Origin of the sequence: Actinomadura meridiana, assembly GCF_039537545.1 — a bacterium.
Lineage (GTDB): Bacteria > Actinomycetota > Actinomycetes > Streptosporangiales > Streptosporangiaceae > Spirillospora > Spirillospora meridiana.
The window spans coordinates 372,592-391,468 of record NZ_BAABAS010000004.1 but is presented as its reverse complement, the minus strand read 5'-3'; the positions used below and the strand labels follow the sequence as shown (position 1 = coordinate 391,468).

Below are 18,877 nucleotides of genomic sequence, written 5' to 3'. Positions count from 1 at the left end.
GAGGCATATCCCCACAGGCGTATGCCCGCAGGCAGATCCGGCGCCGGCGATTCCCGCCACCAGACCGATGTGGCGCACTCCGGTGCTCGGGCAGCGTGGGCCGGGTGATCGAAGTCAACGGATTGACCAAGCGCTACGGGGACGTCCTGGCCGTCAACGACCTGTCCTTCACGGTGCCGCCCGGTCAGGTCACCGGATTCCTGGGCCCCAACGGCGCGGGCAAGAGCACCACGATGCGCATGATCTTGGGCCTGAACCGGCCCACGGCCGGAACCGCCACCGTCCAGGGGCGCCCGTTCGGGCAGCGCCGCGCCGGGCTGCACGGTACTCGTGGAGACCGCCAGTACACGCGGAGTCCGGCCGAAGCTGCGGGCCGTCGTGGACGCGCTCAAGCCGGGCGACACGCTGGTGATCTACAAGCCGGACCGGATCGCCCGGTCCATGAAGGAGCTCCTGGTGCTCCTGGAAGACGAACTGCACGCTCGGAAGGTCAACCTGGAGATCCTGACCGGGATCTGCGCGGGGATGCACAAACCGAACGGGCAGACCATCGCAGACAAGATGTTGTTCACGGTGGCCGCGATGGCCGCTGAGATGGAACGCGACCTCATCCACGAGCGCACGATGGACGGCCTGGCCGCGGCAAACGCGCAAGGCCGCTACGGCGGCCGGCCTCCCTCGGTCGACGAGGACACCCTGGCCATCGCCCGCGCCCGGCAGGCCCGCGGGGAGTCAGTGACCTCGATCGCTCGGCACCTGGGCGTCGGCCGGTCCACGCTTTACCGCGCCCTGGCCGATGCCGATACCCCGACAGGCTGACCGCACGGCACCACCGCGCCAGAAGATCGAACCACATCCACCATCAAGATCATTCTCAGCGCCAACGGCTGTTCCTGGATTCCTCGACCCCGCATCCCGAACGCTTCGGCGGCGCGCCGTTCCGCGTCGAGGCTGGCCGCATGACGGGCGTGGGTCTCGCGTGGGCCGCCGGGCCGGTCCGCGGTGTCGGCGAGCTGGTCGCTGCCAGGTCCTACAGGGGGCCGGGCTGGAGCGTGTAGAGGCGGTGTTGACCGTGCGCTGGGAGGTGGCGGCTCCGGCGCGTTCGAGGGTTTGCAGGTGTTTCGTCTGGGGTTGGCGCGCCTCTCGTCAGGGGCTCGGGGGGCTCGGCCGGGACATTTGTCGGACGCGGTCCGGCGCGTGGTTGGGGGTCGGGGCGGTCGCGGCAGCGGTCTGGCGGCGGTCCGGCAGGTGGATGAGGCGCCAGGCGATCGCGGCCCCGGCGATGTAGGCGGCCCCGACCAGGAGGAACGAGAGGGCCGCGCCGCTCGTCCAGTCGGAGGTGACGGCCAGGACGGCGCCGATCGAGCCGATGCCGACCAGGGAACCGACCTGCCTGTTGGCGTTGAGGACCGAACCGGCGGTGTTGGCGTGCCGGGCGCCCGCCGAGTTCACCGTGGCGGCCGTCATGGCGGGCGCGATGAGGCCGCCCGCGATGCTGGTCAGGCCGAGGGCGACGGCGAACATCCAGTACGGGGTGGACGGCGACAGCCCGACCAGGGCCAGCGACGCCGCCCCCGAGACCAGGAGCGAGACGGTGAGCAGCGGACCGACCGCGACGCGCCCGGAGACGCGGGCGAAGACGATGTTGCTGACCGGAAGGAAGATCGTCAAAGGCATGATCTCCAGCCCCGCCCGGACCGGGCTCGCGCCACGGGCGTGCTGGACGTACAGGCCGATCATGAACAGCGCGCCGTAGAACGCGGCGTTGAACAGGAACCCCACGGCGTTGGCACCGGCGAATCGGGCGCCGCGGAACAGCGCCCAGGGCATCACCTGGTTGTCGGTACGGCGCTCGCGGACGACGAGCAGCACGGCGGCCAGGCCCGCGGCGGTGACGACGCCGATCATCGGGGCCGAGGTCCAGCCGAGCTGCGGGCCCTCGATCAGCGCGAAGCTGAGCCCGGCCAGCCCGACGATGACGGCGGCGTGTCCGGAGACCGCCAGCGGCCTGCCGTCGCCGGCCGTCCCGGTGATGTACCGGCGGGTCAGGAGCATGCCCGCGACGCAGATCGGCAGGTTGATCAGGAAGACGCTCGGCCAGCCGAACGCGCCGACCATGATGCCGCCGACCGTCGGGCCGAGGGCCATGGACGGGGTGACGATCGCCGACCAGACGCCCAGTGCCCTGGTGCGTTCGCGCGCGTCCGGGAAGGAGCGCACCAGCAACGCGAGCGAGCTCGGCATGAACAGCGCCGCCCCGACCCCCTGGAGGAGCCGCGCCCCGATCAGGATCCCGACGCCCGGTGCCAGCGCGCACGCCAGCGACGCGCCGCCGAAGATCGCCATGCCCCACATGTAGACCCGTTTGGCGCCGACCCGGTTCGCCAGGCCGCCGGCCAGCATCAGCAGTGCGGCGAAGGTGAGGACGTAGCCGTCCACGGCCCAGGTGAGCTGCGAGAGGGAGGCGTGCAGGCGTTCCTGGATCGTGGCTCCGGCGACCTGCATCACCGTGGTGTCCAGGCTCGCCATGGCGAACCCGGTGGCCAGCGCCATGATCTTCAACCTGCCGGACGCTGCCTGGGACATGATCGACCTCCGCTCCCCCGCCAACCGGACGCAGCACGTCCGGATCAAGACGCTAGTGCAATCGGACGCCTTGCGTCCACTTAAATCGGACTGGAACCGTCCGCTTATTGCTAGGGTGGGCCCATGACGGCGACAGCACCCGCGGTGGACCGGCTCCTGGACGACGGTTCGGGCCGACGCCCGCGCGCCGACGCACGGCGCAACGTGGAACGGCTCGTCGTCGCCGCCCGTCAGGCCACCGCCGAGGGCGGCGAGATCACCGCCCACGACATCGCGCGCCGCGCCGGTGTGGGCATCGGCACGTTCTACCGCCGGGTCGGCTCCCTGGAGGCCCTGCTGGAGGCGGTCCTCGGCGAGGTGCTGGGAGAGATCACCGTCAAGGGCGACGAGGGCATGGCCGATCCCGACCCCTGGTCGGGCTTCGCGCGGTTCGCCCAGTCCTACATTCGCCTGCGCAACGAGCTGTGCGACGTCAACAGGCGGCTCGGCGACGTTCTGGGCCCGTCCCGCGCCGAACTGCGCGACCGGATCCGGCTCCTGGTGGAGCGAGCCCAGCGCGCCGGAGTCATGCGCGAGGACGTGACCTGGGAGGACGTGGCGTTCCTCATGGTCGCCGCGTCGTCCAGCATGTCCCACACCCTGGGCCTCCAGGCGGGCGCGAGCCAGTGGGACCGCAACCTCCAGGTCGTCCTGGACGGCCTGCGCACCCCCGACCCGAGCACCCTCCCCGGCGAACCACCCGCCCTGGCGCTCTAACCGACAAGCCCCCTACAACGGACGGGCCAGGCCACTGGACAGGCGCGGAGCGGTAGGCCCGTTCAGCGGAGGCGCATACCCGGTACCGAAACGTCTTGTGCCGGGACGTCGTCGGTGGACGGGAACGGGAGTTTGTCGACGGCGTTGCGGCGGCGCCGTTCGGGACGCCGGTCGTAGCGGGCCGTGGTGGCCGGGGAGGCGTGCCCGACCAGCTGCTGCACCGTCGCCAGGTCGACGCCCTGGTCGAGAAGGTCGCCGATGAACGTGCGGCGGAAGTCGTGCGGCGTCATCGACGGGAGCGCCGCCTGCCTGCGACGCTTGACGACCGCGTTGCGCACGGCCGCGTCGCTCATCGGACGTTGCTGGACGGCGCCCGAGCGGTGCACCGGCTTGAACAGCGGACCGGACGGGCGGTCGTCCAGCGCCAGCCACGCGCCCAGCAGCACGGCGGCGCCCTCGTGGACGTACTCCAGCCGCTCCTTGTCGCCCTTGCCGGTGATCCGCAGCGACCGCTCCCCCGGGTCGTAGTCCTCGCGGCGCAGCCCGGCGACCTCGGCGCGGCGGGCGCCCGTGGTGTAGAGGACGGCGAGCAGCGCCGCGTCCCGGATGCCCGCCGGTGACCGGTCGGCGGCGCAGACCCGGAGCAGCGCGGTGAACTCGGCGGCGTGGACGCTGCGTCCGGCGGGCAACCGCGTCCCACGGAAGTTCCGCACCGCCGCGGCCCGCTGGTAGTCGTCGGTGGTCATCTCGCCCAGCCGCCATGCCGTCCGCAGAACGCCGCGCAGCGCGGACAGGTGCAGGTTCCGGTAGGAGGGCGACCACGGCTCTGGCTGTCCCTGCGGTCCGTCGGTCACCTGACGGTCGACCAGTGCGCGCAGCGCGGTCGTGTGTTCGGTGCGCAGCTGCGCCCATGGGAAGTCCTCCCCCGGCGCCGGGCCGGGTTCGCGGCCCGCCGCCGTGTGGAGCATCGCGGCCAGGCGGTGCAGGCACGCGCTCATCGACCGCCGCGACCGCGGACTCTCCAGCGACGCGACGTAGACCAGGAACGGGCTGCGGTCGGCCGGTGCGGTGCGCCGCACCGCGGGCGTCGCGGCGCGCGGCTGGAGATCGTCCATGGGACGGCAGCGTAGCGGAGCCAGCTTCTGAGAATCAGCATTGTCGTTAGTTAGGATCAATGTTTTTTAGAAGCTCTCGTTTTCTGGAAATAAAAAATCTAAAAGTCTAGGCTGGTGGGGTGACCATGAGTGAAGAGGTGGCGGTGGCCGCCGAACGCGCCTGCCGGTACTGCGGACGTCCCGTGCCCCAGCGCGAGGGGCGCGGCCGTCCCCGCGAGTACTGCCTGGACGGCGACTGCCAGGCACGCGCCAAACGGGAACGGGAACTCAGACGCGGCACACCCGGCCTGGAAGGCGCACTCGCGCGCGCCGAGGACCTCTACGAGCGCATGGAACAGGGCCTGACCGCCGCACTGGCCCCGCTCGCACAGGCGCTGGACTCCGAGCTGTCCCCTCGCGGCGTCGAGGCGCGGATCAGCGCCGTCCGCGCGGAGGCCCAGCAGGCCGTGGCCGCCGCCCTCGCCGACCGCGAGGACGCGACGGGACGCGCCGCCCGCGCCGAGCAGTCCGCGGAGAAGGCCGCCGAAGACGCTCGCTCGGCCCGTCGCCGCGCCCGGGAGGCCGAGCGTGAACGCGACGACGCCGTCCACGCCGCCGAACAGGCCCGTTCCGAAGCGGACGCCGCCGTGCGGACCGTCCAGGACGAGGCGGAGCACACGATCCAGGCTGTGCGCGCGGAGGCGGACCAACTCGTCCAGCAGGCCCGGCTGGAGGCAGACCGCGTGATCGCCGAAGCACGCGCGCAGGCCGAGCAGGCCCGCCTGGACGCCCAGGACGCCCGATCACAGGCCGCCGAGGCCCGCCGTGCCGCCGAGACCGCCCGCCACGACGCGCAGCAGGCCCGCGCGGAGGCCACCGAAGCACGGGAGGCCCAGTCCCGGGCCGAAGGACAGCGGGCGGCCGAGGAGGCACGCGCCCAGGCCGCCGAGCAGTCCCGCGAACGCGCCGACCACCGGGCCTACGCGGCGCGGCAGTCCCGCGCCGAGGCGGTCACCGCGCTGGAGGCCGCCCGGTCCGAGAACGAGCGATACCGCCAGGCCGCTGACCAGGCTCAGGAGCTGGCCGAGGCGGCACGCGATGAGGCAGCCGCACTACGCGCCGACAGCGAACGGCTCCGTGAGCAACTCGCCGAGGCCCGCCTGGACCTGCGCGCCGAGCAGGCCCGCTCCACAGAACTGGCCCGCGACCGCGACACCGCCCGAGCCGACGCCACCGCCCAACGCGAACGCGCCATCGCCGCCGAACTAGCCACAAACAAACCTGACGCCCCATAACCCGCACCGCTGGGGGCTGGCCTTCTTGTTTGGTTGTCGACGTCCACCTGAATTCCGCGACCGCGTGCCTCTGGCAGCCTGACACTCACGCGATATCGCCGCTCCCATGCTGGAACCCCAGTGCGCAATCGCCCAATCCGAAGGTTTCTGGCTCGTGGCTACTGAAACGGCCGCCGCCGTAGCCGGTAGCCGGTTCGTCCAGGAACACCTCGTCTTCGGTGTTTCGACGGCGGATAGAGCACCAGGCGGGTTCGGAGAGGTTGGCTTGTCCGCGCTCGAGCCCACCGATCCTCCTGACCAGCGCCACTCCAGAGGAGATTTTCAGGCCGATCAGGTCATGGGTTGTCTTCGATCTCCAGCTGCCAGAGTTGGATGGCCTTGGCGTATCCGGCGCTGGCCAGCAGCTTTCCATCTGGGCTGAACGCCACGCTGCCCACCCCGTTCAATGCGGGAGTGTGGACGATCTTGAGGAGCTCGGTTCCCGTTCTGAGGTCCCACACCCGTGCCGTGTTGTCCTCGCTGGCAGTGGCGAGCAACCGGCCGTCCGGGCTGAAGGCCACATCTCTCACCATTCCTCTGTTGCTGAACTGCTCCGACGGACCGTAGTCGTAGACGAGTTCGCCGCGACCACCGCCTGTTGTGGCGTATACGGGTTTGTCTCCGACATCGTCACCTGGGGAGATGTAGGGCTTGTGTATTTCGGGTAGGCCGGGGTCCCATTCGTGGACGACGGTGAGAATGTTGTTACCGGTTGTTGTGTCCCATATTCGTGCGGAGCGGTCTCGTCCCCCGGTGGTGAGCAGAGTCCCGTCCGGGCTGAGGGCAACGGCGTTGACGCGATCACTATGGGTGATGGTGAGGATTTCAGAGCCGGTCGCGGTGTCCCAGATCCGTGCCGTGCCCGTGTGGTCGGCCGTCGCGAGCCGCGTTCCGTCGGCGCTGAACACCAGGCCGCTGATGTAACCGCTGTGGGGCAGCGCCAACAGTTCGGCCCCGACTCGGCTGTCCCAGATGTGTACGGCGTCATAGCGGCCAAAAGCGAGCCATTGCCCGTCGGGGCTGAATGCCACGCTACCAGCGCCGTTAAGGCCCGTTTCGGTGGGCTCGGGTTGCCCTTCGCGAACGTCCCAGATCCAGGTGCCCTGGTCAGTGGCAGACGCGAGACGACGACCATCTGATGCGACAGCCAGGTCGCGGATGAAGGGGCCGGAGAAGAGTCTGCCTCTGCGCTGTTGAACCCTGGCGTTCACCCAACCGGTGAGGCTCAACAGTTCGACGCGTTTCCCGCAGGCGATCGCGAGTCCGGTGCCATCCTCGATGAAGGTCACCGCGTAGACGAAGGCCTCTTTCGTCAGCGTTCGCAGGTGTCGTCCGGTCAAGGAGACCGGAGGCGCCTGTACAGGCTCCTCGGAACTGACGCCGAATGCTCGGTTGTAGACGAGGACGAGCTGACCTGCGGTGTTACGGATTCTGCGTTGAGGCAGCGGTCGTCGCTTGGCGCGCAGGGATGCCTCCACCTCGTGATAGATGCTGTCGAGATCGAGGTGGGGTCCTCGCCCGGCGAGCCCTTCGCGGAGAACGGTGAGGAGTTCAGCGGTGAACGCGGTGTGGGGTTCGCCAGGAACGGAGAGCGCAGTCTTGGTCTCGGCGGCCGCCGCGATCAGATAGGTGCCCTCGGTCACCGCTTCGTCGGCTACGGCTCCTGCCGCGCCGCCACCGCTCATGCGGCCCAGCGCGCGGCCGCCATAACAGCAGTCCAGAATGACGATGTGCCGTTTAGCGCGCCCGCCGTTCAGTGCTTCCCGGATCAGATCGTAGGGAACAGCGGTGTAGTAGGCGGTCAGCATCTCGGAGCCTGAAAGGGCCAGATGCAGCTCCCCCGCCTGCCGCGAGATCAGCCCGTGCCCGGCGTAGTACACCAGCAGGGTGTCCGTGGCCTCGGCAGCGGCTTGGACGATCGGTTCGATCATTTCCGTGATGCTGGTCGGATTGTGGATGACGGCGCAGTTGCGCGTGGGCAGGCCCCACACGTCCGACATGCCGAAGGTCTCAGCGAGCGCTGCGAGATTCGTCGCGACCGCGGGAAGGTCGTCCAGGGAACCGGAGTACTCGCTGGTCCCGATGAGCACCAGGCGAGACGCGGACGGGTCAGGGACGGTACTCATTCTTCAAGCGCACATGATTCGGGCGACGGCTTCGGCATCGCTCTCGTTGTCTCGGACGTCCGGCTCGTCCCGTGGCCACTGCCAGAACGAACGGACACCGGTTTCCGCGTCGGCGACACTGACTCGAATCTCATTCGGCACGAGCGCCCTCCCCTGTGCACATGTAGTCGGCAACCTAGCCGACAAGGAAACGTGCTTAGGATTGTGATGCGTCCCGCAGGACGTCGCAGCCGGACAGTGGAAGGTCTCACCGATAAGCGCGCAGATCTCTTAATCCTGCGGTGTCACATGCCGCCGCTGGGCTCGGTGATGAGGTGGGCTCAGGTTTGGGGATCGAGGAATACTCTCCCGAGAGGCCGGTCTTCGACGACGCGCCTTTGGGCCTCGGCGGCTTGGTCCAGCGGATAGACGCGGTCTGTCGCGGGTGTGGACGGCGAGATGTCCCAGCAGGGTGCGGTAGGCGTCGGCGAGTTCCTCCTGGGTGAAAGCGGCGAACAGGAAGCCCTCCATCCGCGCGGTTTTCCAGATGAGGTCGGTGACATCGATGGCGGCCTTCGTTCCGGCGGTGTAGCCGATGCTGACCAGGACTCCCCCGCGCTTGAGTGTGCCGAGTGCAGGTCCGGTGAGGTCGCCGCCCAGGCCGTCGAGGACGACGTCCGCTCCTGCGCCGTCCGTCAACCGCGTGACCCCGGCGCTGAGCGTTTCCTGCTCCAGGTCAACCACCGCGAGGTTGCCAGTTCGTGGGGGTGGCCCGGCGGGACGGCCGCCAGCTCCCGCCACGTGCCGTCGCGTGTCGTCCCGTAGCCCCAACCGCACAGCAGGACGCGCGCACCGACCGCATGCCCGGACGCGCCGGGACCCTCGAAAGCGTATGGCGCGCATCAGGCCAGCCTTTGCGCGTTCAGCCAGACGGTGCCGGGGTTGACCCGGTCCGGATAGCGGCGGGTCATCTCGTCGAAGAACGTTTGCGGCGTGGGCTTTTCGGCGAGCACTTGGCGTGCGGTGCGCAGGTATTCGGCGGTCTCGTCGAGGATGCGTGGATCGTCGTCGCGGGTCACGTCCTTGTGGCCAGCGACCACGGCGTCCGGCCGCAGGGCCCGCACCGCGTCGATGGCGCGGAGCCAGGCGTCGATGCCGCCGTCGAGCCCTCCGTCGGCGAGGTACTGGTGGACGTTGTTGTAGGCGACGTCTCCGGCGACGACCAGTCCGAGCGCCGGTACGTGCAGCACCGTGGAGTCATCGCAGTCGCTGTGTCCGACCTCGATCGCATGCAGCGGGTGCCCCTCCAGGGTGATCCCGTCGTCCGGGAGCACTTGGGCGGACACCTGGATGTCGGGGAGCTGCCCCGGGAACAGGTCGTCCCAGAACGCCTTCCGTCGCCCGGTCGCCGAGGCGCGCATGAGCCGGATGGTGCCCTCGGTGGCGTGAACCAGCACCCCGGGAAACCGTTCGACCATGACGCACAAGCTCCTGTCGCAACGGTTGAAGGACCTTGAGGCCGACGGGCTCATCGAGCGCAGCGTGGAGCCCACCACTCCCGTGCGGATCGACTACCGGCTGACCGAGAAGGGCGCCGCGCTGGGCAAGGTCCTCCTCGACCTCAACCAGTGGGCCCTGGAGTGGATCGACCTTCCGGCCGAGCCCTGATCCCTCAGCCTCATCCACCATCCCCCAGGACCTGGGACGCGCGTAAGTTCATGGTCCGGACTGTCCGCCTCCGCCGTGGTGACGTCAACGTCTGATTCCTGCCAGCATCGCCGCGCCGATGCTTTCTACGGTTAATGCGTGAAAACTGATCCTGCGGTTGTCGGTCGGCGCCATGAATTGTCTGATCCTGTCGTCTGGTTCATGTCGCTTGCTGCTGCGCTCGGGACGGCGACGATCTATCCGTTGCAGCCTGCGATCGCCGATGTGGCGAATTCGTTGGACGCCTCGCTGGCCGCCGTCGGAGTAGCGCTCGCGGGCGGGCCACTGGGGTACATGGTCGGGCTCGGCGTGCTTGTCCCTTTGGTGGATCGATTTTATCCGGGGCGGGTACTGTCGATCCAGGTCGGTATTCTGTCGGCTGCCCTGTTCTTGAGCGCTGTTGTCGGTGACGCGTGGACGTTGGGCGCGGCGACCGGCGTGATCGGGGCCTGTTCGGCGGTAGGCGCGGGACTCAGTTCGGTGGTCGGTCGGCTGGCGTCACCTGATCGGCGAGCGGCGACACTGGGAATCGTGACGGCCGGGATCTCGGCGGGAATTCTCCTCGGTCGGATCGTCGGCGGCTGGCTCGCCGAGGTGATCGGCTGGCGTGGCATGCTCATGGTGTTCGCCGTGGCCTGCGCGGTTGTCGCGGTGGCCTTGCCACTGGTGGTTCCGAAGACTCGGGGACGCGCCGAGCGCGGTTATCTCGACACGCTGCGATCGCTTCCGGGCCTGTTCGTCCGCTATCCGGCGCTGCGGTTGGCGGCTGCCCGTGGCGCCCTGTGGTTCTTCGCGTTCTGTGCGCTGTGGGCTGGGCTGGCGGTGGCGCTCTCGGAGCCGCCCTACTCATTTTCGGCAGAGCGAATCGGCATGTACGCATTCGCTGGGCTCCTCGGCATTCCCGCCACCCGCGTCTCCGGCGCGTATACCGACCGCGTAGGCGCGCACCGCGTGATCCTCGCAGGTCTGTTGATCGCCGGAGCCGCAGCGGCACTAGTCGGGTTCGCCCTCCCAAGCGCTGCCGCGGCCTTGGCCTGTCTAGCACTATTCGACGCGGGATTGTTCGCCGCCCAAGTCGCGAATCAAAGCACCGTCCTCGCGATCGATCCCGCGGCACCCGCGCGGTTCAACAGCGCCTGCATGCTCGTCTACTTCGTCGGCGGAAGCCTCGGAACGGCATTCGGAGCTTCAGCCGTCGAACAGTTCGGATGGTCTGCTACAACGGCGATCACCGCAGCCGCAATCGCCATTGCCGCAGCCATCACGCTGGGCGCGGAGCGGAATTGCCGGACGTCGTCCGCGCACGGCGGACGACGCATCGATCGGTATCAGCCGTAGCGGCGGGTGGCTTTCAGGTAGACAACGCAAAGCATGGCGAGTCCGGCGCAGGCCCTCAGTGCCAGAGCCGCGCTGAGGGACAGGAGGAGACCGCCGAGCGCGGTGCCCAACGCGATCCCGCCGTACAGAGCGGCGGCGTTCAGGCCGATGACCACGGCGGTGTCCTCGGGAGCAGCGTTGATCAGCCGGACCTGCTGGGCCGGGGTCTGGAACCAGGTGGCGGCGCCCCAGGCCACCATCAGCAGCGCGGTCAACGGCGACCAGTGCACGCCCATGCCCGCCGACCACCATGGCCAGGGCACGGGCCCGTTGGGCGGGCGCGACCAGGGCGGAGGCGACCGCTCCGGCGTTCGGGGTGAAGGCGGCCGCGCCCGCGGCGGCCACCACGCGGGTCGCCATCAACGTGGTGAAGTTCGGGGCGAGCGCCGAGCCCAGATTGGCCACGGCCAGTATGACCAGCGCGCCGACCAGCAGCGCCCGGCGCGGCACCCGGGCCAGCACCGTCGCCAGGACCGGGGAAAGCAGGGCGTAGGTGATGGCGAACACCGTGGCCGACTGCCCGGCGGCGGTCTCCGAGATGTGCAGCGAACGTGCCATCGCGGGCAGGAAACCGGCCACCACGTAGGCGTCGGTGCCCACCGCGAAGGTGCCCAGCGCCAGGATCCCGGTGGCGCCCAGCCCACGCGGCGCCGCCTCCGGCCGGTCACGGGCGGGTCCCCCAGCATTTGACTCACGAGCTATCGGGATGTTCTTCATCCCTGTTCCTTTCCTGGAAGAACCTGATCAGGGAAGCGTTCAGAGGAGGGAGGGGAGGGTTCGGCGCTGGATCAGATGAGGGGCGTCAGCTGGCCATGCGCTGGTAGTTGCGGCGGGCGCGTTCGGCGCCCTCGGGGCTGCGTGCCATCAGATCGGCGATGGTGTGGGCGGCCAACTCGCGCCGCCAGGCCAGTTCGGCGCGACGCATCACCGCGGAGATCCCGCAGGGACGGGCGAACTCCGACCCCGCGCCTTCGCTGCCCACTCCGTGTTGGCGGACCTCGGTGCAGGAGAAGAGGTCGAGGCCGTCCTCAAGTGCCGCGACCACCTCCATCGTGGTGATCCGCTCGGGTGGACGGGCCAGCGACCAGCCGCCCCGCGCACCCGGACTCGACGTCAGGATTCCGGCCCTGCTCAATGCCTGGAGACGCTTTTTGAGGTACTCCTGCGGAAGTTCGAACCAGGCGGCCAACCGGCGGATCGACACCGGGGCCTGGTCGTCCAGCCAGCCCAGCAGGACGCAGCAGTGCAACCCCCACTCCACGCCCTCGCTCATGCGCATAATCGGGACTTTGCATGTCCCGATTGTCCCCTTCCCCCGCCCTCCCCCTGCGTCACCTCAACGTCTGACCGCGACCGCTTGGCGGGTTTCCTCGGCGATCAGGTCGGCGTTGATCTGGGCCGCAGCGACGGCGCCCGCGGCGGCGGCCGTGCCGACCTGGGCGGACGGGTCGGTGACGTTGCCCGCGACCCAGACGCCGGGGACGTCGGTGCACCCGGTCGCATCGGAGGGGACGTGCTCGCCGACGCCGGCGGGATGTTCGGCGGCACGCAGTCCGAGCCCGTCGAAGAAGGCGGCGCGTACCGTCGCGCGCGGCGCGACCACCAGCGCCTCAAGGGCGATCGTCGTGCCGTCGTTCAGCCGCGCTCCCGTGAGACGGCCGTCGGTGATCTCCAGGGACGTGACCTCACCGTCCAGCACCCGGATGCCGCGAGCGGCCAGGTTCTCGGCGTCCTCCCCGGTCGGCGGCGGCGCGGTGTGGGAGAGGAACACGACGTCGTCGCTCAACTGCCGGAACAGCAACGCTTGGTGCACCGACATCGGGCCGCTCGCCAGCACTCCGATGGTCTGGTCGCGGACCTCCCAGCCGTGGCAGTACGGGCAGTGGAGGACTTCATGGCCCCACCTGTCCCGCAGAGCGGGCACGTCGGGCAGCTCGTCGACCAGTCCGGTGGTCACCAGAATCCGCCGCCCACGGACGCGGGCGCCGTCCGACAGCGTCACGGTGAACCCGTCGTCGTCGCGGACGGCATCGGTGACCTGCCCGGTCACCACGTGTCCGCCGTAGTGGCGGACCTCGGCCCGGCCGCGCTCCAGCAACTCCGCCGGGCTGGTCCCCTCCCGGCCGAGGAGCCCGTGCACGCCCGCCGCAGGCGCGTTGCGCGGCTCACCGGCGTCGATCACGACGACCGAGCGCCGTGACCGTGCCAGCATCAGCGCCCCGTTCAACCCGGCGGCACCGCCGCCGACCACCACCACGTCATAGCCGTCTCTCAGCTGGTCTGTCACCGTGACCACCTCCACGGCCCACCATGCGCGGCCTCGCCTCAGACAGGCAAACCTCTTTGCCAGATCAGCAATCTATCGCTGACGTCCACGCCAACGAGCACGGCGAGCCAGGCTCCCCCACCGGGGGCCGAACGAGGTCGCGTCGAGATGGCGTGGGCCTCCGCCGCACCAGAAGGGGCGGTGTTCCCGGTGTGGTGGCGGCGGGACGTGGTCACAGGAAGTGGCCGCTGGCCAGGTAGGGGGCGGGTGGGTCTATGCCGCGGACTGCCAGGAAGCCCTCCTAGGCGAGGTGGAGACGGGCGGCGAGTCCGACGTCCACGGCCCAGTGGTTGGGGGTGGTGATGCAGTTCACGAGCGTCTCGTCCTGGGTGGAGGCGAGGGCCTCCCACAGCAGGAGCCGGGCGGTTTCGGGGTGAGCGGCGGCCAGGAGCGGGGCCCAGCCCGCGGTGTCGTTGATGTAGACGTATCCGGGACGATCGCGCGAGTCGTGGACGACCAGTCGCAGGGTGTTCAGCATGTAGCGGTGGTCGGGGCCGTGGCCCGCGCCGCGCAGGTCGGCGTCCAAGCGGTCCATCCACTCCAGGTCGTTGTCGTCGTTGTCCTCGGCCACCCAGCAGCCTTCGGGGTCGACGGTGAGGAAGAACCGCATCCGGTCAATCCAACGTCGCGAGACATCCGGAGTGGGCGGTTCGGGTTCGGGGTCCCCTACGCGCATGGCGAGGCGGTCGCTGTCCAGGAACGTCACCGTCGAGGCGCGTTCGGCATCGTGCAGGTCGTCCTCGGTCATGAGCCTGATCCGCGCCGCGTTCATACCGCTCATGATCATGACTGGGACGCGCGTCGCGCAAACGGATTTCCCCGCGTCCCGGATGCCTCCGCCGCCCAGATGGGATAAGCGTCTAACCCCTGGTGAAGGGAAGTGGGCAGGTGGGCTCGGCCGCGCAGATCTCCAGGTCGTCGCAGCCTGCGGCCAGTGCGGCTCGCAGCGTGGCGGCGACGGTGTTCAGCTCGTCGATTCTCGTTTCGATGTCGGTGAGCTTGGCGCGCGCCTGGTCGGCGAGGCCCGTCTCCGTCCCACCGCGTGACGGGGGGCCGTGCTGGGCGCTGGTCAGCAGGGCGGCCGTCTCGTCGAGGGTGAAGCCGAGCCGCTGCGCCGCCTTGATCATGTGGATCCGGGTGACGGCCTCCGGCGGGTACACGCGGTGTCCGCCAGGCGTGCGGGCGGGGTCGTCGAGGAGCCCGCGCCGTTCGTAGTACCGCAGGGTCTGCCGGTTGACCCCGGCGGCGTCCGCGACCTGGCCGCTGCGCAGGCCCGCCGCGTCGGCGCGCGGAGTGCGGTCCCGGCCCTCGTCGACGTGCATGCCTCGACGGTATCCGCTGTTTTCCGCTCGCCCGGAACACCGGTTGCGTTAGCCCGGCTGCCGAACGTCCGACCCCCAGGCGCTTCCCCGCGATCGTTCGAGCCAGATCGAAACGTTCCGGCAGCACCGTGGAGGCATGAAGCCGCCAACCCGCGAATCGCACGTGTCCCCCGAGACCCGGAACGCCGCCGGGCCGGTGCCTCGGCGGGCCGTGACGCTCGCGGTGCTGTGCGCCGGGATGTTCCTGGTGCTGCTGGACGTCACGATCGTCAACGTCGCGCTCCCCGGCATCGGCAGGGCCCTGGGCGCCGGACCGGCCGGGTTGCAGGGCGTCGTGGACGGATACGCCGTCGCCATCGCCGGGCTGCTACTCGGCGGCGGTGCCCTCGCCGACCGGGTCGGGCACCGCGCGACGACGCTCCTGGGCCTCGGCCTGTTCGGGGTGGCGTCCCTGGCGTGCGGGGCGGCGCCGGGCGCGGGGGCGTTGATCGCGGCGCGGGCGGTGCAGGGCGCGGGCGCGGCGCTGTTCCTGCCCGGCAGCCTCGCGCTCATCGCCGCGATGTATCCGGGGCGGGCCGAGCAGGCGCGGGCGCTGGGGATGTGGGCGGGCGTGTCCTCGACCGCGTTGCCCGCCGGGCCGCTGCTGGGCGGGGCGCTGGTCGACTCGGCCGGGTGGCGGTGGATCTTCCTGTTGAACGCGCCGATCGTGGCGGCGGCGGTCGCCGGTGTGCTGGTGCTGGTCCGCGATCCCGGGACGCGCCGCGGTGGGGCGCCGTTGGACCGGGCCGGGATGATGCTGGCGCCCCTCGCCTTGGGCGGCCTGGTGTGGACGGTCATCGCCGCAGGTCACGGCCACGCCCGCACGGCCACGGTCGCGGCCGTCGTGGCGGTGGCGGCGGGTGCGGCGTTCGCGGTGGCGGAGCGACGGGCGGCGGCGCCGATGCTGCCGGGCGGGCTGTTGCGGGCCCCGGCGTTCCTCGGCGCCAACGGCATCGCGTTGATCATGAATCTGGTCACCAACGGGGTGTTGTTCGTCGCGACGCTGCTGCTCCAGCAGGCGGGCGGCCGGTCGGCGTTCACGGCCGGGGCGATGCTGCTGCCGATGGCGGTCCCGCTGGCGTTGCTGGCGCCCGTCGGGGGCCGTCTGACCGCTCGCTTCGGCCCCCGCCTCCCGCTGGTGGCGGGCACCGCGATCGCCGCCGCCGGATGCCTGTCGCTCCTGCGGGTCGGAGCCGCGTCCCACGCCACCTCGTACGGGGCGCTGCTGCCCACGCTGGCGGCCATCGGGATCGGTGACGGGCTGATCGTCACGGCGGTGGTCGCCGCCGCGATGCGCACGGCCCCGCCCGGCCGCGCGGGTCTGGCGGGTGGGTTCAACAACACCGCCCGCCAGGTCGGCACGGCTCTCGGCGTCGCGGTGTACGGGTCGGTGGCGGGGTCGGCGCTGCGGCCCGAGCGGTTCGCCTCCGGGCTGCACGCGCTGGCCTGGGTGAGTGTCGCGCTGTGGGTGGCCGCGCTGGCCCTGACCTGGCTCGTCCCGGCGCCGTCCCCGCGCCGTCGCCGGGACGCGGCAACGTTTAGGCGGCGAACTGAGGGAACGGCTTTGAGCAGGCTTCGATGAAGCATGACTCGCGGAGGGAGCCCGAGGCTATGAGCATCGTGCGGCCGACACATGACGGCGAGACCGACGCCGGAGCCGGGACCATGGGCGCCCACCGGCACGACCAGGGGCGCGCCCCCGAGTTCGACGGGCGACGCCACGAGGCCGGGACGGGTGAGCTGGTCAAGCAGGCGGCGCAGCAGGCGTCGGGGCTGATGCGCGCCGAGTTGCGGCTGGCGGTCGCCGAGCTGAAGGACAAGGCCCGCCACGCCGGTACCGGCGCCGGGATGTTCGGCGGCGCCGCGCTGGTGGCGCTGTACGGGGTGGCGGTGCTGCTGGCGGCGGCGGTCGCCGGGATCGCGGTGACCCTGCCGGTCTGGGCCGCCGCGCTGATCATCGGCGGGTTCCTGATGCTGGTGGCGGGCGTCCTGGCGATGCTGGGACGCGCGCAGGTCCGGCGCGCCACGCCGCCCAAACCGGAGCGGGCCATGGTGGGGGCCAAGCAGACCGTGGCCGAGTTGAAGGAGAGGGCGACGCACCGATGACGACGCAGGGCAAGCACGGCGCCGACGCGGGTACCGAGGAGTTGCGTCAGGAGGTCGACCGGGCGCGTCACGACCTGGGCGACACGGTGGAGCAGCTCGCGGCCAAGGCCGACGTGAAGGCCATGGCCAAGGAGAAGATCGCGCGGGTTCGGGGCAGGGCGCGGGAGACCGCGTCGTCGACCCGGGACGCGGCCGCGCGCGCCCGCGGCGACGGCTCCGCCGAACAGGCCAAACGGGGCGGTGTCGCGGTCGCGTCGGTGGGCGCCCTCGCACTGGGCGCTCTGGTGGTATGGCGCCATCACTCCTCCAGCTCCGGGACGGGGTTGCGGCAGGGCATGAAGACGCGGATGCCGTCCCCCGCGTCACGGCACAGCACGTCCCGGCACAGCACGCCCTGGCGCGGCAAGTCCCGGCATGGCTGGTCGCGGCATGGCAGGTCACGACGGGGCAAGTCACGGTGGGCCACGATGGTGCCCGCGCGAGGCCGGACGCGTCCATGGCAGCGGCGCACCAGCCGGGGCCGCCGCCGCACGTTCCTGTGAAGGGACGATCGTGGCCGCCCCCGCCGCACCCACCGATCTGACACCGTCCTCGTGGTGGCAGGCCCTCAAACGCGCGGTCGGCGGATACCAGCGCGACAACCTGTCGGACTGGGCCGCCGCGCTGACGTACTACTCGATCCTGTCGATCTTCCCGGCGATGCTGGTGGTGGTGTCGCTGGTGGGCTTGGCGGGCCAGTCGGCGACGCAGGACCTGATCGACAGCGTCGCCGACGTCGCGCCCGGGTCGGTGAAGCACCTCCTCGTCAGCTCCCTCACCGAGTTGCAGGGCAGCCGGGGCGGCGCGGGAGTCGTCGCGCTGCTGGGCCTGGCGGGCGCGATCTGGTCGTCGTCGGGGTACGTGGGGGCGTTCATGCGCGCGTCCAACGTCGTGTACGACGTCCAGGAGGGCCGCCCGTTCTGGACGACCCTGCCGTTGCGGGTCCTGCTCACGTTGGTGACGTTGACGCTGATGTCGGCGTCGGTGATCGCGGTGGTGGTGTCGGGCTCGTTGGCGCGCGAGGCCGGTGACCTGCTCGGTCTCGGGTCCCAGGCGGTGACCGTCTGGAACATCGCCAAGTGGCCGGTGATGTTCCTGGTCGTGGCGTTCGTGTTCTCGCTGCTGTACTGGGCGGGTCCCAACGCCAGGCGCAAGTTCCGGTGGGTCACGCCCGGCGGTGTCCTGGCGATCGTGTTGTGGTTGGTGGCGTCGGGCCTGTTCGCGTTGTACGTGTCGGGGTTCTCCTCCTACAACAAGACCTACGGCAGCCTGGCCGGGATCGTGGTGTTCCTGGTGTGGTTGTGGATCACGAACCTGGCGATCCTGCTGGGCGCGGAACTGAACGCCGAACTGGAACGCGGCCGCGCGATCGAGGCGGGTCACCGTCCCGACGACGAACCGTACGTGGAGCCCCGCGACACCCGCGGATTCGACGACAAGAACGACGGCGGCGGCTGAGACGGGCCGCATAAATGGTCGCCCAATTCCGGACATGGTGGATAGGCTCACCGTATGCTCCGTCCCGCTTACCCGATCGAGACCGAGCGGTTGACCCTGCGGGGGTTCCGCGACAGTGACCTGGGCGGCCTGTACGCCTACCAGTCGTTGCCCGAGGTGGCGCGTTTCCTGTACTGGGAGCCCCGGAATCTGGAGGAGTCGCGGGCCTTCCTGAAGGAGAAGATCAGCGCGTCCACCGTGGAGAAGGAGGGCGACTGGCTCGTCCTGGCGGTGATCTGGCGCGAGACGGGCGACCTGATCGGCGAGGTGAACTTGCAGTGGCGCAGCAGGGAGCACCAGCAGGGCGAGATCGGCTACATCTTCAACCCGGCCTACCACGGCAAGGGCTTCGCGACCGAGGCCGCCGAGGTGGTCCTGCGGCTCGGGTTCGACGGCCTCGGCCTGCACCGGGTGTGCGGACGGTTGGACGGCCGCAACGCCGCGTCCGCCCGCGTCCTGGAACGCCTGGGCATGCGCCGTGAGGCGCACCTCGTCCAGAACGAGATCGTCAAGGGCGAGTGGAGCGACGAGGTCATCTACGCCATGCTGCGCCACGAGTGGGACGCCCGCCCCCAACCCCGCCCCTGAC

The 18,877-nt window shown here is 70.4% G+C and carries 21 protein-coding genes and 2 pseudogenes; 11 read left to right on the top strand and 12 right to left on the bottom strand.

The window, feature by feature from the left end; genetic code table 11:
• Positions 1-104: 104 nt before the first annotated feature.
• Positions 105-311, top strand: a pseudogene (locus ABD808_RS05765) (ATP-binding cassette domain-containing protein); the annotation flags it as partial.
• Positions 312-378: 67 nt separating this feature from the next.
• Positions 379-819 (top strand): recombinase family protein, encoded by a 441-nt coding sequence (locus ABD808_RS05760; protein WP_425548889.1) that lies wholly within the window; start codon positions 379-381, stop codon positions 817-819.
• A gap of 327 nt (positions 820-1,146) precedes the next feature.
• Here ABD808_RS05760 and ABD808_RS05755 read toward each other — a convergent pair whose 3' ends face one another.
• Complete coding sequence (locus ABD808_RS05755) at positions 1,147-2,586, bottom strand: MFS transporter (RefSeq protein WP_344890930.1); 1,440 nt, start codon at positions 2,584-2,586, stop codon at positions 1,147-1,149.
• 123 nt (positions 2,587-2,709) lie between these two features.
• Here ABD808_RS05755 and ABD808_RS05750 point away from each other — a divergent pair, with 123 nt between their 5' ends.
• The gene (locus tag ABD808_RS05750; RefSeq protein WP_344890927.1) at positions 2,710-3,342 is read left to right on the top strand and encodes a TetR/AcrR family transcriptional regulator; all 633 of its coding nucleotides are present in this window, start codon (positions 2,710-2,712) and stop codon (positions 3,340-3,342) included.
• 62 nt (positions 3,343-3,404) lie between these two features.
• Here ABD808_RS05750 and ABD808_RS05745 read toward each other — a convergent pair whose 3' ends face one another.
• Complete coding sequence (locus ABD808_RS05745) at positions 3,405-4,457, bottom strand: tyrosine-type recombinase/integrase (protein ID WP_344890924.1); 1,053 nt, start codon at positions 4,455-4,457, stop codon at positions 3,405-3,407.
• A gap of 125 nt (positions 4,458-4,582) precedes the next feature.
• Here ABD808_RS05745 and ABD808_RS05740 point away from each other — a divergent pair, with 125 nt between their 5' ends.
• A complete protein-coding gene (locus ABD808_RS05740) occupies positions 4,583-5,731 on the top strand; it encodes a coiled-coil domain-containing protein (RefSeq protein WP_344890920.1) in 1,149 nt (382 codons plus the stop codon).
• 85 nt (positions 5,732-5,816) lie between these two features.
• Here the strand turns inward: ABD808_RS05740 and ABD808_RS05735 are convergent, their stop codons facing one another.
• The 4 genes from ABD808_RS05735 to ABD808_RS05720 all read right to left on the bottom strand — a co-directional run bounded on the left by ABD808_RS05735 (position 5,817) and on the right by ABD808_RS05720 (position 9,353).
• The gene (locus ABD808_RS05735; protein WP_344890917.1) at positions 5,817-6,038 is read right to left on the bottom strand and encodes a hypothetical protein; all 222 of its coding nucleotides are present in this window, start codon (positions 6,036-6,038) and stop codon (positions 5,817-5,819) included.
• Between the two features lie 28 nt (positions 6,039-6,066).
• Positions 6,067-7,860, bottom strand: coding sequence for a caspase, EACC1-associated type (locus ABD808_RS05730; RefSeq protein WP_344890914.1), 1,794 nt, complete (start codon positions 7,858-7,860; stop codon positions 6,067-6,069).
• Positions 7,861-8,166: 306 nt separating this feature from the next.
• Positions 8,167-8,619 carry a zinc-binding dehydrogenase gene (locus ABD808_RS05725; protein WP_344890911.1) on the bottom strand — a complete coding sequence of 151 codons (453 nt, stop codon included), beginning with the start codon at positions 8,617-8,619 and terminating at the stop codon, positions 8,167-8,169.
• 158 nt (positions 8,620-8,777) lie between these two features.
• Positions 8,778-9,353, bottom strand: coding sequence for an MBL fold metallo-hydrolase (locus tag ABD808_RS05720; protein ID WP_344890908.1), 576 nt, complete (start codon positions 9,351-9,353; stop codon positions 8,778-8,780).
• On the opposite strand from ABD808_RS05720, the gene ABD808_RS05715 reads away from it, so the two are divergent.
• Together ABD808_RS05715 and ABD808_RS05710 are read left to right on the top strand one after the other, a co-directional pair.
• Complete coding sequence (locus ABD808_RS05715; protein WP_344890906.1) at positions 9,352-9,543, top strand: winged helix-turn-helix transcriptional regulator; 192 nt, start codon at positions 9,352-9,354, stop codon at positions 9,541-9,543. The genes ABD808_RS05720 and ABD808_RS05715 overlap by 2 nt on opposite strands.
• Before the next feature lie 138 nt (positions 9,544-9,681).
• Positions 9,682-10,920, top strand: coding sequence for an MFS transporter (locus ABD808_RS05710; RefSeq protein ID WP_344890903.1), 1,239 nt, complete (start codon positions 9,682-9,684; stop codon positions 10,918-10,920).
• On the opposite strand, the gene ABD808_RS05705 is transcribed toward ABD808_RS05710, so the two are convergent.
• The 6 genes and pseudogenes from ABD808_RS05705 to ABD808_RS05680 all read right to left on the bottom strand — a co-directional run bounded on the left by ABD808_RS05705 (position 10,911) and on the right by ABD808_RS05680 (position 14,607).
• Complete coding sequence (locus tag ABD808_RS05705; protein WP_344890900.1) at positions 10,911-11,195, bottom strand: hypothetical protein; 285 nt, start codon at positions 11,193-11,195, stop codon at positions 10,911-10,913. The two genes, ABD808_RS05710 and ABD808_RS05705, sit on opposite strands and share 10 nt — an antisense overlap.
• A 55-nt stretch (positions 11,196-11,250) precedes the next feature.
• Positions 11,251-11,676 (bottom strand): annotated as a pseudogene (locus ABD808_RS38460) (MFS transporter); the annotation flags it as partial.
• Positions 11,677-11,761: 85 nt separating this feature from the next.
• On the bottom strand, positions 11,762-12,232 hold the full coding sequence (locus ABD808_RS05695) for an RrF2 family transcriptional regulator (protein ID WP_344890895.1): 471 nt from the start codon (positions 12,230-12,232) through the stop codon (positions 11,762-11,764).
• 63 nt (positions 12,233-12,295) lie between these two features.
• Complete coding sequence (locus tag ABD808_RS05690; protein WP_344890893.1) at positions 12,296-13,246, bottom strand: NAD(P)/FAD-dependent oxidoreductase; 951 nt, start codon at positions 13,244-13,246, stop codon at positions 12,296-12,298.
• Positions 13,247-13,526: 280 nt separating this feature from the next.
• Entirely contained in the window at positions 13,527-14,066 is a 540-nt protein-coding gene (locus tag ABD808_RS05685; protein ID WP_344890890.1) for a hypothetical protein, read from the bottom strand.
• A 79-nt stretch (positions 14,067-14,145) separates the two neighbouring features.
• Positions 14,146-14,607, bottom strand: coding sequence for a MerR family transcriptional regulator (locus ABD808_RS05680; RefSeq protein WP_344890887.1), 462 nt, complete (start codon positions 14,605-14,607; stop codon positions 14,146-14,148).
• A 136-nt stretch (positions 14,608-14,743) separates the two neighbouring features.
• Here ABD808_RS05680 and ABD808_RS05675 point away from each other — a divergent pair, with 136 nt between their 5' ends.
• The 5 genes from ABD808_RS05675 to ABD808_RS05655 are packed head-to-tail and all read left to right on the top strand — an operon-like array spanning position 14,744 to position 18,876.
• Positions 14,744-16,228 carry an MFS transporter gene (locus tag ABD808_RS05675; protein WP_344890884.1) on the top strand — a complete coding sequence of 495 codons (1,485 nt, stop codon included), beginning with the start codon at positions 14,744-14,746 and terminating at the stop codon, positions 16,226-16,228.
• A gap of 29 nt (positions 16,229-16,257) precedes the next feature.
• Positions 16,258-16,752 (top strand): phage holin family protein, encoded by a 495-nt coding sequence (locus tag ABD808_RS05670; protein ID WP_344890881.1) that lies wholly within the window; start codon positions 16,258-16,260, stop codon positions 16,750-16,752.
• Complete coding sequence (locus tag ABD808_RS05665; protein WP_344890878.1) at positions 16,749-17,294, top strand: DUF3618 domain-containing protein; 546 nt, start codon at positions 16,749-16,751, stop codon at positions 17,292-17,294. Before ABD808_RS05670 ends, ABD808_RS05665 begins: the two co-directional genes overlap by 4 nt.
• Before the next feature lie 10 nt (positions 17,295-17,304).
• Positions 17,305-18,249 carry a YihY/virulence factor BrkB family protein gene (locus tag ABD808_RS05660; RefSeq protein ID WP_344890876.1) on the top strand — a complete coding sequence of 315 codons (945 nt, stop codon included), beginning with the start codon at positions 17,305-17,307 and terminating at the stop codon, positions 18,247-18,249.
• Between the two features lie 54 nt (positions 18,250-18,303).
• Entirely contained in the window at positions 18,304-18,876 is a 573-nt protein-coding gene (locus tag ABD808_RS05655) for a GNAT family N-acetyltransferase (protein WP_344890873.1), read from the top strand.
• The last annotated feature ends 1 nt before the right edge of the window (position 18,877 follow it).

What these genes read in the sequence shown, in the direction of transcription:
- ABD808_RS05755 (WP_344890930.1), bottom strand. Translation starts at nt 2,586, where the DNA reads ATGTCCCAGGCAGCGTCCGGCAGGTTGAAGATCATGGCGCTGGCCACC.
- ABD808_RS05750 (WP_344890927.1), top strand. Translation starts at nt 2,710, where the DNA reads ATGACGGCGACAGCACCCGCGGTGGACCGGCTCCTGGACGACGGTTCG.
- ABD808_RS05745 (WP_344890924.1), bottom strand. Translation starts at nt 4,457, where the DNA reads ATGGACGATCTCCAGCCGCGCGCCGCGACGCCCGCGGTGCGGCGCACC.
- ABD808_RS05740 (WP_344890920.1), top strand. Translation starts at nt 4,583, where the DNA reads ATGAGTGAAGAGGTGGCGGTGGCCGCCGAACGCGCCTGCCGGTACTGC.
- ABD808_RS05715 (WP_344890906.1), top strand. Translation starts at nt 9,352, where the DNA reads ATGACGCACAAGCTCCTGTCGCAACGGTTGAAGGACCTTGAGGCCGAC.
- ABD808_RS05720 (WP_344890908.1), bottom strand. Translation starts at nt 9,353, where the DNA reads ATGGTCGAACGGTTTCCCGGGGTGCTGGTTCACGCCACCGAGGGCACC.
- ABD808_RS05705 (WP_344890900.1), bottom strand. Translation starts at nt 11,195, where the DNA reads ATGGGCGTGCACTGGTCGCCGTTGACCGCGCTGCTGATGGTGGCCTGG.
- ABD808_RS05695 (WP_344890895.1), bottom strand. Translation starts at nt 12,232, where the DNA reads ATGAGCGAGGGCGTGGAGTGGGGGTTGCACTGCTGCGTCCTGCTGGGC.
- ABD808_RS05685 (WP_344890890.1), bottom strand. Translation starts at nt 14,066, where the DNA reads ATGAGCGGTATGAACGCGGCGCGGATCAGGCTCATGACCGAGGACGAC.
- ABD808_RS05680 (WP_344890887.1), bottom strand. Translation starts at nt 14,607, where the DNA reads ATGCACGTCGACGAGGGCCGGGACCGCACTCCGCGCGCCGACGCGGCG.
- ABD808_RS05675 (WP_344890884.1), top strand. Translation starts at nt 14,744, where the DNA reads ATGAAGCCGCCAACCCGCGAATCGCACGTGTCCCCCGAGACCCGGAAC.
- ABD808_RS05670 (WP_344890881.1), top strand. Translation starts at nt 16,258, where the DNA reads ATGAGCATCGTGCGGCCGACACATGACGGCGAGACCGACGCCGGAGCC.
- ABD808_RS05665 (WP_344890878.1), top strand. Translation starts at nt 16,749, where the DNA reads ATGACGACGCAGGGCAAGCACGGCGCCGACGCGGGTACCGAGGAGTTG.
- ABD808_RS05655 (WP_344890873.1), top strand. Translation starts at nt 18,304, where the DNA reads ATGCTCCGTCCCGCTTACCCGATCGAGACCGAGCGGTTGACCCTGCGG.